Raw genomic sequence first — 15016 nt, 5'->3', positions numbered from 1 at the left:
GTTCACATGACAGCACATATTAACTGCCAATGGCATTCCGGCTATGTGAGTGGCATATGTCTCTATGTTCACAGCCAGTGCCGTGGTCTTTCCTCCAAGACCGCCAGGTCCTATTCCAGTGTTGTTGATCATCTCCAGAAGCTCACTCTCTATCCTTGCTATATGCTCTCTGTCTGAGTGAACTCCTACCTTTCTTGTAAGAGCCCTCTTTGCAAGCTTCGCAGCAAGCTCAAAGTCTCCTCCAAGACCCACACCTACGAATACGGGAGGACATGCATTTGGTCCGGCATCCTTTACAGCCTGAAGAACAGCAGCCTTCACGCCCTCTTCTCCATCTGCCGGCTTGAGCATGTACACCTTGCTCATATTCTCGCTTCCAAATCCCTTTGGAGCTATAGTTATCTCTATTTTATCTCCCGGAACTATATCATAATGTATAATCGCCGGGGTATTATCCTTTGTATTTTCTCTGATAAGAGGATCCTTTACCACTGATTTTCTCAGGTATCCGTCAGTGTATCCCTGTCTCACACCTTCGTTTATGGCATCAGTTATGTTCATTCCTTCTATATGTACATCCTGTCCAACATTCACAAAGAAAACAGCCATTCCCGTATCCTGACAGATAGGAATATCATTCTCCTTTGCTATATCCAGATTCTCACATAACTGTCCAAGTATCTGTTTTCCGAGCGGACTGTCCTCAGATTCTACTGAATCCCTGATTGCCTTCTCCATATCCTCAGACAGATTTACATTTGCTTCGATGCACATCTCCCTTACATTTTTGGTAATCTCTTCTGCTGCAATAACTCTCATCTCTTCACCGCCATTTTATAAATTTTTTTTAATCATCCAGGAACGTATCATCGTTCTTTTTGTAGTTTGGATCTCTCCTGTTCATGATGAATTTGTATATGTATAACACCACTGTAAATATCGCAACAACTATGATCATCGCCGCCAATATATATATGATGTTCATTATACTGTAAGAAAGTTCAGACGCCTTCTCGGAGCTCTGGAATATCTTGTCCAGTTTTCCTTCCGTTGTTGCCTCTGTAACCGTAGATGCAGCCGTTGTAGCCGCCGATGCCACCACCTGTATCACATTCGCCGTCATGCCTTTTACCCCCAATAATTTTGTTGTATTTTCCCATAATTCCAATCTCTTTATAATAACCTTCAAAATCCTGCGTTCAGGATTATTTTCTCCCAATGTGTAATCCAAGATAAGTATATCATAACGGCTATTTGCACACAATCTGTAAACATCCATGGACATAAAAAAAGATGTACTGTCTTGCATATTACAACACAGTACATCTATCTTTATTTGTGATTATAATTACTCCTCTGAATTACTCTCGGCATCATTCTCCGTATCGTTCTCTACATTCTCTGATACTTCATTTTCTGCTGATTCTGGATTCTCTGAGTCCTCTGCCTCTTCATCTTCATCACTTCTTGCAAGCTTTGCAACAGATGCCACAAATGTGTTGCCATCCTTGCCGATATTCATAAGCTTGACACCTGAGGTTATTCTTCCTATTACAGTTATATCTGAACAATGCATTCTGATCATGATTCCCTCATTGGTCATCATCATAATGTCATGGTCATTTGTCACGGCCTTTGCGCTGACGATGTCACCGGTCTTATCGGTTATCCTGTAACATTTGACACCCTTACCGCCTCTCATCTGAGGGGCAAATTCTGACAGTTCAGTTCTCTTTCCCATACCCTTTGTGGTTACGAAGAGAATCTCATCGCCCTGAACATCAAGCTGCATTGCTATGACTTCATCGCCCTTGTCGCATCTTATTCCACGTACACCCATGGATGTACGTCCTGTATCACGGACACATTCTTCATTGAATCTGATACACATACCCTTGGCAGTTACAAGGAATACATCATTCTCACCGCTCGTTGCCTTAACCTCTATGAGTTCATCTCCCTCATTCAGTGTTATGGCAGCCAGACCGGTCTTTCTTATATTCTCAAATGCCTCTATCTTGGTCTTCTTTACAATACCATTCTTTGTAGCCATCATGAGATACTTCTTGTCAAATCCGGCTATAGGGATTATGGCTGTTACCTTCTCACCAGGAAGAAGCTGAAGAAGGTTGACTATCGCAACACCCCTTGCATTACGTCCCGACTCAGGTATCTCGTATCCCTTCATTCTGTATACTCTTCCCATATTGGTGAAGAACATTATGAAGTTGTGGGTATTAGTAAGGAATATCTCATCGATTATATCGTTGTCGATGGTGTTCATTCCCTTGATACCCTTGCCGCCTCTGTTCTGTGCCTTGAAGGTATCCTTTGGCATTCTCTTGATATATCCGAGCTTTGTCATGGAGATAACTATCTCTTCTCTCTTGATAAGCTCCTCATCTGTTATATCATCTGAATATGCAGTTATGGATGTTCTTCTCTCATCACCGTACTTGTCAGCTATCACTGCAAGCTCAGTCTTGATAACTCCGAGAAGCTTATTCTCATCTGCAAGTATCTCCTTGTACTCAGCTATCTTCGCAATAAGCTCATTGTACTCGTTCTCAATCTTCTCTCTTTCCAGACCTGTCAGAGCACGGAGTCTCATATCAACGATTGCTCCGGCCTGTGCCTCGGAAAGTCCAAATCTTTCGATCAGCTTTGCCTTAGCCTCTCCAACATTCTTTGAATTTCTGATGATCGTGATGACCTCATCTATGTTGTCCAGTGCTATGAGATAACCCTGTAATATGTGGGCTCTCTCCTCAGCCTTGTTCAGATCATACTTTGTTCTTCTTGTGACAACATCCTCCTGATGCTTCAGGTAGTATGTGAGCATGTCCTTGATGTTGAGTATCTTAGGTACTCCATCCACCAGAGCCAGCATGATACATCCAAATGTATCCTGGAGCTGTGTGTGTTTGAAGAGCTGGTTGAGTATTACGTTGGCATTGACATCCTTTCTAAGCTCAATGACAACTCTCATTCCCTCTCTTGAAGACTCATCTCTTATATCTGTGATTCCATCGATTCTCTTGTTCTTGACAAGATCGACCATATTCTTTATAAGAAGGGATTTATTTACCATATATGGTAGTTCGGTTACAACAATGCGGTGCTTTCCGTTGTTCATTGTTTCGATTTCTGTGATTGCACGTACTTTTATCTTGCCTCGACCTGTTCTATATGCATCGTTTATTCCCTGTCTGCCCAGTATCTGTGCGCCTGTAGGGAAATCCGGACCCTTTACTATGTCCATGATCTCATCTATCTCTGTCTCACGTCCTTCTTCCACTCTGTTATCGATGATCTTTATGGCTGCATCGATAGTTTCCTTTAAATTATGTGGTGGAATATTGGTAGCCATACCTACTGCGATACCTGATGTACCATTTACCAATAGGTTAGGATAACGTGATGGTAGTACCACAGGTTCTTTCTCTGTACCATCAAAGTTAGGTGTGAAATCAACTGTATCTTTGTTTATATCTGCCATCATCTCCATGGATATCTTGGAAAGTCTTGCCTCTGTATATCGCATGGCAGCGGCATGGTCACCGTCGACCGATCCAAAGTTTCCATGTCCATCCACAAGTGGATATCTGGTATTCCACTCCTGAGCCAGCTTTACAAGTGCCTTGTATATTGAACTGTCTCCATGTGGATGATATTTACCCATTGTATCACCGACGATACGGGCACATTTACGGTGTGGCTTATCAGGTCCATTGTTAAGTTCTATCATAGAATGAAGTATTCTTCGCTGAACAGGTTTAAGACCATCTCTTACATCAGGAAGAGCTCTGGCAGCGATAACGCTCATGGCATAATCTATATATGAACGCTCCATTGTTTTTTTCAGACCAACTTCATCTATTTTATCAAAAATCTTATCGTCATCCATTTTTTGATTTCCTTTCTCTCGATATTGGTTATGTTTCATCACATTTATTTAATCAATATACTATATATCGAGATTCTTTACATACTTGGCATTTGTCTCTATAAACTCACGACGTGGTTCAACCTTATCTCCCATGAGTACATTGAATGTCATATCGATTTCTGACTCATCGTCATCATCAATTGCCACTCTGAGAAGAATTCGTTTTTCTGGATCCATGGTTGTCTCCCAGAGCTGTTCTGCATCCATCTCTCCAAGTCCCTTGTATCGCTGTATCTTGTTGTTCTGATCTCTTCCGACTTCATCAAGTATACTGTTCAGCTCATCATCACTGTACGCATACCATACCTTCTTGTTCTTCTCCAGCTTGTAAAGTGGTGGCTGTGCCAGATATACATGTCCCTTTCTGATAAGATCAGGCATGAATCTGTAGAAGAATGTGAGGAGAAGAGTTGCTATATGAGCTCCATCCACATCGGCATCGGTCATGATGATGATCTTGTTATATCTGAGCTTCTCTATATTGAAGTTCTCATGGATACCTGTTCCAAATGCGGTGATCATGGCTTTGATCTCTTCATTTCCAAGGATTCTGTCTATTCTTGCCTTCTCAACATTAAGGATCTTACCTCTGAGTGGAAGTATGGCCTGTGTTGCTCTTGATCTCGCTGTCTTAGCTGAACCACCGGCGGAATCTCCCTCGACTATGTAGATCTCACAGTTCTTTGGATCCTTGTCTGAACAATCCGCAAGCTTTCCAGGAAGTGCCATGTTGTCTGAAAGATTTGCCTTCCTTGCAACATCCCTTGCCTTTCTTGCAGCTATTCTGGCTCTCTGTGCAACAGCCGCTTTATTCACAATTATCTTAGCAATCTGCGGATTCTGCTCAAGATAATATGTAAGCTGCTCAGTTACAACACTCTCAACTGCAGGTCTTGCCTCTGAATTACCAAGCTTCTGCTTTGTCTGACCCTCGAACTGAGGATCACTTATCTTGATAGATACGATGGCTGCAAGTCCCTCTCTCAGATCATCACCCGAGAGATTGTCATCCTTATCCTTGATAATATTATTCTTTCTTGCATAATCATTGAACACCTTTGTTATGGCTGACTTAAATCCTGTCAGATGTGTTCCACCCTCAGGTGTGTTGATGTTATTTACAAAGCTGTATGTGGATTCATTGTATGAATCATTGTGCTGAAGTGCCACCTCAACACTTATTCCATCTCTGACTCCCTCACAGTAGATTACCTCATTGTACAGAGGATCTCTGTGTCTGTTCAGATATGTTACAAACTCCTTTATACCACCCTCATAGTGGAATGATCTTACCTTCTCAGGAATAAGTCTCTTGTCTGTAAGACTTATCTTCAGGCCCTTTGTAAGGAATGCCATCTCACGAAGTCTGTTTCTCAGTATATCGTAATCGTATATGTTATCTTCAAATATTGTATGATCCGGCAGGAATGTAACCTTTGTTCCTGATACTCCCTCAGGTGCTTCACCTATAACCTGAAGCTTGTACATAACCTTGCCCTTCTCATATCTCTGCTTGTACACCTTGCCATCTCTGGTAATCTCGACTTCAAGCCATGTTGAAAGTGCATTTACAACTGATGCACCAACACCGTGAAGTCCTCCGGATACCTTATATCCTCCACCGCCGAACTTTCCGCCGGCATGAAGTATGGTAAATACCACCTCAACAGCAGGTATTCCCTGCTTTTTATGTATTCCAACAGGAATTCCTCGTCCATCATCCACTACGGTGATGGAGTTATCCTCATTTATATACACCTGAATGTGGGTACAATATCCTGCCAGAGCCTCATCTACAGAATTATCAACTATCTCGTATACAAGATGGTGAAGTCCAGTGGAGGATGTACTTCCTATGTACATACCAGGTCTCTTTCTGACTGCTTCCAGTCCCTCCAGAACCTGTATCTGTTCAGCTCCATAATTATCATTTTCCATTGTCATGCTTCCTCCGTTCTTACTCTGGTGGCCGTTCCCTCTACCACGCTATAAACATTGTTGATTATTACCTGCTCTTTAACAAAATCATCATATCCCGTACAGGTTATGATAGTCTGTATATCTTTTATCTCTTCTATCAATGCATCACGTCTGCTGGTGTCCAGCTCGCTCATGACATCGTCCAGAAGCAATATCGGATTATCATTGATTATCCTTTTTACAAGTTTTATCTCCGCCATCTTGAGTGACAGGGCAACTGTTCTCTGCTGTCCCTGTGAACCATATTTTCTGGCGTCTATTCCATTTATGAGAAAACTTATATCATCTCTGTGTGGACCAGACTGTGTACTTGAATATCTGATATCCATCTCAGTCTTTTCCTGAAGTGTCTCATCGAATTTATCTTCATCGACATTGCACTCATACACTATCTCTAGCTTTTCCTTGCCCGATGTGAGATGACTGTGGATCTCCCCAATTATCTCATTCATCATGTCGATAAAATTTCTTCTCTCTTTTATTATCCTCGACCCATAGTCCACAAGCTGCATATTCCACACATCCAGTGTATCCATGAGACTTCTGTTATGATAAATCTGCTTTAACAGATTATTTCGCTGATTGAGTATCCTGTTATATGATGCCAGATTCTGATAATACAATCTGCTTATCTGACACAATTCAAGATCCATGAACCTTCTCCTCTCGGCTGGTCCATTTTTAATGATAGTCAGATCTTCAGGTGAAAAGAATATGACATTGAGAAGACCATATAATTCCGTGGCCCTCCTTATGGGTATGCCATCGATCGCCACTCCCTTATTTTTGCTCTTTCGAAGATGCATATCTATCTTGTGCGATATGTCTTTCTTGTTGACAAATAATCTTATATGACTCTCGTCTTCACCTATCTTTATGATATCTTTATCCTGCGTATTTTTTCTGTGTGACTTCGTAGTCGCTGCCATGTATATGGATTCAAGTATATTTGTCTTGCCCTGGGCGTTATCGCCGTACAGGATATTCGTATTTTTTCCAAATTCTACTTTCACATTACTGTAATTTCTGTAATTACTCAGCTCTATCGACTCTATATACATAACCTTCACCATCTGCAAGATGGCGACCACAATTATTTCTGAATACTTATCTTATCACCATCAAATTCTACTTCATCACCATCATAAAGCTTTCTTCCACGTCTGGTCTCTATCTCACCGTTAACCACAACCAGTCCCTGAACTATGACCTCCTTTGCGTCAACTCCTGACTCCACCAGACCGGCAGCCTTAAGCGCCTGTCCAAGCTTTATGAACTCATCTCTTAACTTGATTATCTCCATATTCTCACCCCTTCTTACTCTTCGTTGATTCCCATAGGAAGGATAAGGTAGATATATGTCTCTGCATCATCCTTGATAACACATGGAGATTTTGTATTGTTGAAATAAATAGTTACATTCTCATCGTCAATTACTCTGAGTGCATCTATTATAAGCTTTGGATTAAATCCAATGACAAGATTGTTACCTTCCTTCTCGATATCTATCTCCTCATTCAGAGAACCGATGAGAGAACTGATCTTGAGACCGAGAGTTCTGTCATCAATGCTGAGTCTGATAGGCTTCTTGTCTGAATCCTTTATAAGAAGAGTTGCTCTATCCAAACTGTCAAGGAACTCTCTCTTGTTTATCTTCATCTTGATCTGATAATCAACTGAGAGCATATGGCTTATTCTGAAATACTCGCCCTCTATCAGTCTTGAAACAACCTTTGTATTATCAAACTCAAATAATATATTGTTGTCAGTGAAATAAATATTTACAGGATCATCAACTCCACCGTTCATGATCTTACTTATGTCGCTGAGGGATTTTCCTGGAACTACAACCTTAATGTCTGAATTATCTCCCTTGAGCTCTATATATCTGATGGATATTCTGTGTCCATCCAGAGAAACCACGCTGAGCTTATTGTTTGATACCTCAAATAACTCACCGGTCATAAGCTTATTGTTCTCATTATCTGATATAGAGAATATTGTCTGATTGATAACCTCTCTCAGCGCAAACTGAGATATGGTTATGAACTTATCCTTTGATACAACAGGAAGATTGGAGAAATCCTCTCCTGACTTTCCAGGTATGTTGAACTCAAGTCTCTCACACTTGATAAGTGTCTTGCTGTCCTTATCACTCTCTATAGTTATGTCGCTGTCAGGAAGCTTTCTTATGAAATCTGAGAAAAGCTTTGCCTCGAGTGCAACCTTTCCGTCCTCTATAACAGTACCGTCAACATAACTTTCTATTCCTATCTCCATGTCATTAGCTGTGAGCTTAATAACACCGCCTGCAGCTTCAACCAGGATACAAGACAGTATCGGATGGGTCGTCTTGTTGGAGACAGCCTTTGATACGATATTTATACCCTGAAGTAAGTTAGATTTTCTTATGGAAATTTTCATTTTAAGTGTGATCTCCTTTCATGTCCAAATATAATGATCATCAAAATATGATATGTGTGTATAACTTCAAATAACAACAAACAGTGCGAGCGCTTAACTATAAATATATTAAGATAATTAGTAGTATCAGTAGTAGTGCTTTTGATAATGTTGAAAGTGTATCAAGCCCTTACAAATCAAGGCTTTGAGAATTATGTGTCCATGTTACTAATCAATTTTAACCTGTTCATAAACTGACCATTTACCAACATGGCAAAATCCTGATTTTCAGGAGTAAGAACAATTCTCAAACACATAACAACATGTAACAAACATCAAATAACAATATACAGTCACGTTATGTTTGTAAGGTTATAAACAAATAAGTGAGTTTATAAGGTAAAAATGTGGATAACTTGCTATTTTTGTGGATTAAGCTTCTTGATTATGACGTCAACCATCTCAGCAAATTCCGGATCCTTCTCAATCTTATCTTCAACCTTCTGTATATTGCTGTGCACGGTGGAGTGATCCTTTCCTCCAAATGCATCTCCTATACTCTTCAGACCCTTGTCCGTATACTTTCTGCACAGGTACATGGATATCTGACGGGCAGTGGCTATATCCTGGCTTCTCTTCGTGGATACGATGTCACTGACTGATATATTAGTATGCTCTGAAACAGTGTTGATAATGAGCTCAGGTGTTATGGTAACCTTGGAATCCTTGGATATGAAATCCTTGAGGACGTTCTTGGCAAGTTCCTCAGTGATCTTGATATCTCCGAGCTCTGAATATACGCTGAGCTTGTTGAGCGCACCCTCAAGCTCACGTACGTTGTAGGTTATATTGTTGGCGATATACTCAAATATCTCCTCGCTGATGATATCGGTAAGTCCCTTTATCTCAGCCTTGTTCTTGAGGATAGCCATACGTGTCTCGTAATCAGGAGCGTGGATGTCGATAGGAACACCCCACTCAAATCTTGATCTGAATCTCTCATCCAGAGTCTTGATCTCCTTTGGTGGCTTATCCGACGACAGGATTATCTGCTTACCTTCGTCATGAAGAGCGTTGAAGGTGTCAAAGAATTCCTGCTGCGTACTTGCCTTACCGATCAGGTACTGGATATCATCGATCAGAAGAACATCCACTGTTCTGTATTTGTTTCTGAATTCTTCAGTTTTATTCTTGGAGATTGCTTCTATGATCTCATTCGTGAATTTGTTCGATGGAACATAGAGAACCTTCATATTACTATTGTGCTGGAGTATATAGTGGGCTATGGACTGCATAAGATGAGTCTTGCCCAGTCCTGATCCTCCATACAGGAAAAGTGGATTGAACTTGTCCTGTCCAGGTGAATCGGCAACTGCCAGACATGTTGCGTGAGCGTGCTTGTTACTCTCACCAACAATAAAGTTCTCAAATGTGTAGTCAGGTCTGAGATTGCTCTTGGCAATGGCATCGTTGTAGTCCTCTGAATATGTAGGGGACTTTTCATCCTTTCTCATCTGACTCTCGAGTGTGAATATAACCTGAATTGAATCGTCCTGAAAGAGCTCTCTGAGAACTGTTTCAAGATATATATCAAATAATTTTCTCTTGAGAAATTCTACGCCTCTCTGTCCGTAATCCTCGTCCAGAGTGAAATAGACCTTGTTATCCTCAACTGAATATATCTTGAGAGGTTCGATCCATGTATGGATCATGATATGGGAAATTCCATGTTCATTTTCAAGTATATTCAAAATGTCATTCCACTTGGCTAATATTAAGTCCTTCATCGTAAAAAACCTTCCTCAAAAAAATAATTCTTCCTATTATTAATAACACTATTATATTTTATAATAAATGCACCCCTATTTCAAGCATATTAAGGTTAAAAACAAGATAAATTGCCTTTATTTTGATTTTACATGCTTATACGGTTAGGTACACGTATTTGGGGGTAAAATCAAAATAAACGAGAATAAGGGGCAAAAAATGAAAAAGTTAATAAAAAATCTTATTTGTGTATAATCCACATGGAATGTTGATAACTTTGTTACATAAGTTTCATAATAATTATTATTTTCAAACTTATGTAAATATAAAAAAATGACTGTTTTATATTTGTGAACATCACAAACAGCGATAAATACTGGGTTTTTTAGAATTAAACCCACAAAAGTAAAAAGTTATCAACAAGTTACCAACAAATTGTGGATAACATTATGTAAAGCGACTGGTAACAAAAATTAAATGCTTACAAAAATGTGATTAATCTATGAAACCACAACATTTTGTGATTAATATTAATGTATCCACCTAATTAATCCAGAACGATTCGTCACCTTTATCAAATAGTGGCTGAAATCCTTATAAAATATAGGAAAAACGGCAAAAAAGGCTTGACTCACATTATCTATTTATTTATAATAGGCAAGTAAATTTGTAAAGAAGGAGGTGTTTTGTAATGAAGATGACATTCCAGCCTAAGAAGAGACAGAGATCTAAGGTTCATGGCTTTAGAAAGAGAATGAGTACTGCTAATGGCAGAAAGGTACTGGCCGCTAGAAGAGCTAAGGGAAGAAAGAAATTATCAGCGTAAGGTCACATGGTTGTGACCTTTTTTTATAGGGTCACAGCAACAGTTTTTCTAATAATCAAAGTTTCGGTGGTTACACAATGAGTAAGATGATTACATTAAAAAACAGCAGAGAGTTTGGCAGTGTGTACAGCACAAAGAATTCGGTAGCCAATAAATATTTAGTTATGTATCTGAGAAGCAACGGCTTGGATTACAACAGACTCGGAATCTCTGTTAGTAAGAAAGTTGGTAACAGTGTGGTAAGACACAGGGTAACCAGATTGATTAGAGAAGCTTACCGATTAAACAGAGCAAATATTGATGTTGGCTATGACATAGTGATAGTAGCCAGACCGTCATCAAAGGACAAGAAATGTCAGGACATTGAGAGTGCTTTGATGCATTTGTGTGGGTTAAAGAAGATAAGCCACATAGGGTAAAGAAATGAAAAAAATATTTATTGGTTTAATCAAATTTTACAGGAAGTATTTGTCACCGCTTAAGGGACATGCTACCTGCAAGTATTTTCCTACTTGTTCGCAGTATGCAATTGAGGCTATCGAAAAGTATGGAGTTTTAAAAGGTGGTCTCCTTGCAGTATGGAGGATACTTAGATGCAATCCTTTTTCAAAAGGAGGATATGATCCAGTTCCATAAAGGAGAAAATTATGTTTCTAACTAGAGAAGATGGAATGATACTCGGACCAGTTTGTTGGCTGCTCGGTAAGATATTCAATTGGATTTACATGTTCGTTGGATTTATTGGAAGCCATATGGGATTCACATACGTCAATCTCAGTGTGTGCGTTATTTTGTTCACATTTGTACTGAGAGGCGCGCTGTTCCCATTATATTTCAAGCAGCAGAGATCAAGTAAGATCATGAGTTTCATCCAGCCTGAGATTGCCAAGGCAACAAAGAAATATAAAGGCAAGACTGATCAGGACTCAATGATGAAGCAGCAGCAGGAAACTCAGAAGATCCAGAAGAAATATGGTGTCAGTATGGCATCAGGATGTCTGACTTCGCTTATACAGCTGCCTATATTCTATGGTCTGTACAGGGTTATCCAGAACATACCTGCGTATGTTCCTTCAATGACAAAGACATACGGAAAGATCGTAGAGATACTGAGTACCAAGACAGATTATATCAAAGCTATAAGTGATGTAGCAGGTGAATCGAAGGTAAGCACAGTTACAATGGCATTGAAACAGATGGGTGATGACCCTACAAAGAATCAGATCATTGATGTGCTTGATAAGTTTTCTAAGAGTGATTGGGATAAGCTGATAGCTAATCTTGATCTTACAGGTAATGCTACTCTCACAAGCTATGTTGATCAGTTCCACAATATGAACCAGTTCCTGTTTGGACTGAATATTGCAGATGCACCGGGATGGAAGCTTTCAATAGCTTTGGTGGTTCCTATCGTTTCTGCTCTCATGCAGTTCTTACAGACAAAGATATCCATGAAGTCATCACAGAATAGCAACATGGATAGCAATCAGCAGACAGCCAACAACATGATGAAGGGTATGATGTACTACATGCCTATCATGTCACTTATATTCTGTATAACTCTTCCTATAGCTATCGGTCTTTACTGGATAGTTGGTTCTGTTATTATGATAATATCTCAGCTTATAGTTGATGCTTATTATAATCATCAGGACAAGGATGAGCTGCTTGCAAAGTGTGCCGAGAAGGCTGCCAAGAAGCAGGCAAAGAAGAAGAACCCTGATAAGAAATCTTTCTATGAGAGAATGATGGATGCTCAGAATGGTAACGTTCCAACAGAGAACAGTCAGTCAGAGAATATAAATAAGATGGCTTCTTCAAGACTTAAGAGTTATGTTAATCCTGCACATTCAGTGAATGTTGACAGTGATGATGTAACCCGCAGAGAAAATGTAAACTATAAACCAGGCAGTATAGGAGCTAAGGCGAATATAATGCTTAAGTACCAGAACAATAGCAACGATAAGGGAGGAAATAAATAATGGAATTCTTAGAATTCAAAGGTAAGACCAAAGATGAAGCCCTTATGCAGGCCAGTGTTGAACTTGGAGTCCCTAGTACAGATCTTGAGTATGAAGTTATCAGCGAAGAGACAAAGGGATTTCTTGGTATAGGTTCAAAGCCTTGTATCATAAAGGCAAGAAAAAAGAAGACATTCCTGGACGATGTTAAGGAGTACCTTGACAGCCTGTTCAAGGCTATGGATATCCAGACAGAGATCCAGATGGATTTTGATGAGGAAGAGAATGTTCTGTCTATCAATCTTGAGGGACCAGAGATGGGAATTTTGATTGGAAAGCGTGGACAGACTCTAGATGCTCTTCAGTATATTATAACACTTGCTATCAATAAGAAGAGCGAGTCACGTATCAGAGTTAAGCTCGATACAGAGAACTACAGAGCAAGAAGAAAAGAGACACTTGAGAATCTTGCCAAGAATATAGCATTCAAGGTTAAGAGATCAAAGAGATCATTTGCTCTTGAGCCAATGAATCCTTATGAGAGAAGAATAATCCATGCTACTCTTCAGAACGACAAGTATGTAGCAACCAGAAGCGAGGGCGAGGAGCCATATCGTAAGGTTATTGTATATCTCAAGAAGAAATAATAGTCACGCTGATGCGTGTAAAGATCATCGCAATATTTTATGGTGACAGGAAAGAGATCATTTGAGAAAATGGTCTCTTTTTTGTTGCAGTTTAGTTTTTTTATATGGAAAATGAATTGGTAATGTTGTACACTACATAGATAGGTTGTTTAATCACGGTGAAAGGAAAAGTGTAAGACAGATATGTTCAAGGAAGATACCATTGCAGCTATAACCACCGGTATGAGTAATGCCGGAGTTGGAATAATAAGGATCAGCGGAGACAGGGCATGTGAGATAACAGACATGTTGTTCCGCGCTGCAAATAAAAACAAAAAAGCGGTAAATATGAAATCTTACACTGCTGCATTTGGTGGTGTGTATGAGGATGACAGAATGATAGATGAGGCTATACTTCTGGTCATGAAGGCTCCCCATACGTACACATGTGAGGATGTGTGTGAACTTCAGTGTCACGGAGGTATAGTAGTTCTCCGAAAGATACTTGATCTGGTAATAAAATGTGGTGCAAGGGCAGCCGAACCTGGAGAATTTACAAAGAGAGCATTCCTCGGTGGAAGGATAGATCTGTCACAGGCAGAATCCGTCATGGATTTAATAAATGCAAAAAATGAATTTGCAGCCAGAACGTCTGTGGAGCAGCTTCAGGGAAGACTTAGGGATAAGATTATTGATATGAGAGAACAGATTCTGTACAATGTGGCGTTTATTGAATCTGCTTTGGATGATCCTGAACACTACAGTCTGGATGGTTTTCCACAAAAGTTAGAAATAATTGTGGATAACCTTGTAGATAGTGTGGATAACCTTTTGACAACATTTGACAATGGAAAAGTGTTGTCTGAGGGAATAAATACGGTTATTGTTGGTAAACCGAATGCGGGTAAGTCTTCGCTGATGAATATGTTTGTGGGCGAAGAAAGGGCGATTGTAACAGATATGGCCGGCACAACCAGGGATACGCTCAGTGAAGTGATAAATGTAAGAGGTATAACTCTGAACATAGTTGACACTGCGGGAATAAGAGATACAGATGATGTAGTTGAGAAGATAGGTGTGGATAAGGCATTAGAGTCTGTGGATAAAGCTGATCTTGTGCTCTATGTGGTAGACAGTTCAATTGACCTGGATGAGAACGATCACAGGATCATGTCCAGAATACAGGATAAGAATGTTGTTGTGATACTCAACAAATCTGATCTGGAAAAGAAGATAGACGAATCGAATATTAAGAAATATATAGATGCAGATATAATTCAGTTGTCAGCACTGACCGGTGATGGCAGTGAAGAATTGTATGAGCTTCTGAACAGGATGTTTTTTGAGGGTACACTGACATATAATGATCAGCTTTATATCACTAATACCCGGCACAAAAATGAACTTGTGTGCACCAAAAATGCACTGTTAAAGGTTAAAGAAAGCATAGATATGGGAATGGAGGAAGACTTTTTCTCCATTGATCTCATGGATGCGTATGAAC

14 protein-coding genes are annotated in these 15016 nt (G+C 39.8%); 6 read left to right on the top strand and 8 right to left on the bottom strand.

Annotation, left to right across the window (positions count from 1 at the left end):
• The 8 genes from ABUA34_RS05110 to dnaA all read right to left on the bottom strand — a co-directional run.
• A partial coding sequence (locus ABUA34_RS05110) for a fumarate hydratase (RefSeq protein ID WP_349822952.1) occupies positions 1 to 819 on the bottom strand: 819 nt, incomplete at its 3' end.
• A gap of 28 nt (positions 820 to 847) precedes the next feature.
• Positions 848 to 1231, bottom strand: coding sequence for a hypothetical protein (locus ABUA34_RS05105; protein WP_207641797.1), 384 nt, complete (start codon positions 1229 to 1231; stop codon positions 848 to 850).
• 117 nt (positions 1232 to 1348) lie between these two features.
• Complete coding sequence (gene gyrA, locus ABUA34_RS05100) at positions 1349 to 3907, bottom strand: DNA gyrase subunit A (protein ID WP_349822951.1); 2559 nt, start codon at positions 3905 to 3907, stop codon at positions 1349 to 1351.
• A gap of 60 nt (positions 3908 to 3967) precedes the next feature.
• Positions 3968 to 5887, bottom strand: coding sequence for a DNA topoisomerase (ATP-hydrolyzing) subunit B (gene gyrB / locus ABUA34_RS05095; RefSeq protein ID WP_117549934.1), 1920 nt, complete (start codon positions 5885 to 5887; stop codon positions 3968 to 3970).
• Between the two features lie 2 nt (positions 5888 to 5889).
• On the bottom strand, positions 5890 to 6990 hold the full coding sequence (gene recF / locus ABUA34_RS05090; RefSeq protein ID WP_055145954.1) for a DNA replication/repair protein RecF: 1101 nt from the start codon (positions 6988 to 6990) through the stop codon (positions 5890 to 5892).
• Positions 6991 to 7022: 32 nt separating this feature from the next.
• Positions 7023 to 7232, bottom strand: a complete 210-nt coding sequence (locus ABUA34_RS05085; protein ID WP_015534430.1) for an RNA-binding S4 domain-containing protein — start codon at positions 7230 to 7232, stop codon at positions 7023 to 7025.
• A 14-nt stretch (positions 7233 to 7246) separates the two neighbouring features.
• On the bottom strand, positions 7247 to 8353 hold the full coding sequence (gene dnaN / locus ABUA34_RS05080) for a DNA polymerase III subunit beta (RefSeq protein ID WP_022217382.1): 1107 nt from the start codon (positions 8351 to 8353) through the stop codon (positions 7247 to 7249).
• Between the two features lie 398 nt (positions 8354 to 8751).
• Positions 8752 to 10119: a chromosomal replication initiator protein DnaA gene (gene dnaA, locus ABUA34_RS05075; RefSeq protein WP_022217383.1), complete on the bottom strand. Its 1368-nt coding sequence runs from the start codon at positions 10117 to 10119 to the stop codon at positions 8752 to 8754.
• A 671-nt stretch (positions 10120 to 10790) separates the two neighbouring features.
• Between dnaA and rpmH the strand changes: the two genes are divergently transcribed.
• The 6 genes from rpmH to mnmE all read left to right on the top strand — a co-directional run.
• Positions 10791 to 10925, top strand: a complete 135-nt coding sequence (gene rpmH / locus ABUA34_RS05070) for a 50S ribosomal protein L34 (protein ID WP_004852723.1) — start codon at positions 10791 to 10793, stop codon at positions 10923 to 10925.
• Positions 10926 to 11002: 77 nt separating this feature from the next.
• Positions 11003 to 11344, top strand: a complete 342-nt coding sequence (gene rnpA / locus ABUA34_RS05065; RefSeq protein WP_022217384.1) for a ribonuclease P protein component — start codon at positions 11003 to 11005, stop codon at positions 11342 to 11344.
• A 4-nt stretch (positions 11345 to 11348) separates the two neighbouring features.
• Entirely contained in the window at positions 11349 to 11561 is a 213-nt protein-coding gene (gene yidD, locus ABUA34_RS05060) for a membrane protein insertion efficiency factor YidD (protein ID WP_022217385.1), read from the top strand.
• A gap of 11 nt (positions 11562 to 11572) precedes the next feature.
• Complete coding sequence (locus ABUA34_RS05055; protein ID WP_119999437.1) at positions 11573 to 12907, top strand: YidC/Oxa1 family membrane protein insertase; 1335 nt, start codon at positions 11573 to 11575, stop codon at positions 12905 to 12907.
• Positions 12907 to 13533 carry an RNA-binding cell elongation regulator Jag/EloR gene (gene jag / locus ABUA34_RS05050; RefSeq protein ID WP_022217387.1) on the top strand — a complete coding sequence of 209 codons (627 nt, stop codon included), beginning with the start codon at positions 12907 to 12909 and terminating at the stop codon, positions 13531 to 13533. Before ABUA34_RS05055 ends, jag begins: the two co-directional genes overlap by 1 nt.
• A gap of 183 nt (positions 13534 to 13716) precedes the next feature.
• Positions 13717 to 15016, top strand: a 1300-nt coding sequence (gene mnmE, locus ABUA34_RS05045) for a tRNA uridine-5-carboxymethylaminomethyl(34) synthesis GTPase MnmE (RefSeq protein WP_349822950.1), incomplete at its 3' end; no start/stop codon positions are given.

It is taken from the genome of Coprococcus sp. RTP21428st1_C9_RTP21428_210409 (genome assembly GCF_040227395.1).
Classification (GTDB): Bacteria; Bacillota; Clostridia; order Lachnospirales; family Lachnospiraceae; genus Coprococcus; species Coprococcus aceti.
The sequence above is the reverse complement of the archived record's forward strand: the minus strand, read 5'-3'. Positions and strand labels throughout refer to the sequence as shown.

Coding starts and splice junctions, on each gene's coding strand:
- gyrA (WP_349822951.1), bottom strand. CDS start 3,907: ATGGATGACGATAAGATTTTTGATAAAATAGATGAAGTTGGTCTGAAA.
- gyrB (WP_117549934.1), bottom strand. CDS start 5,887: ATGGAAAATGATAATTATGGAGCTGAACAGATACAGGTTCTGGAGGGA.
- recF (WP_055145954.1), bottom strand. CDS start 6,990: ATGTATATAGAGTCGATAGAGCTGAGTAATTACAGAAATTACAGTAAT.
- ABUA34_RS05085 (WP_015534430.1), bottom strand. CDS start 7,232: ATGGAGATAATCAAGTTAAGAGATGAGTTCATAAAGCTTGGACAGGCG.
- dnaN (WP_022217382.1), bottom strand. CDS start 8,353: ATGAAAATTTCCATAAGAAAATCTAACTTACTTCAGGGTATAAATATC.
- dnaA (WP_022217383.1), bottom strand. CDS start 10,119: ATGAAGGACTTAATATTAGCCAAGTGGAATGACATTTTGAATATACTT.
- rpmH (WP_004852723.1), top strand. CDS start 10,791: ATGAAGATGACATTCCAGCCTAAGAAGAGACAGAGATCTAAGGTTCAT.
- rnpA (WP_022217384.1), top strand. CDS start 11,003: ATGAGTAAGATGATTACATTAAAAAACAGCAGAGAGTTTGGCAGTGTG.
- yidD (WP_022217385.1), top strand. CDS start 11,349: ATGAAAAAAATATTTATTGGTTTAATCAAATTTTACAGGAAGTATTTG.
- ABUA34_RS05055 (WP_119999437.1), top strand. CDS start 11,573: ATGTTTCTAACTAGAGAAGATGGAATGATACTCGGACCAGTTTGTTGG.
- jag (WP_022217387.1), top strand. CDS start 12,907: ATGGAATTCTTAGAATTCAAAGGTAAGACCAAAGATGAAGCCCTTATG.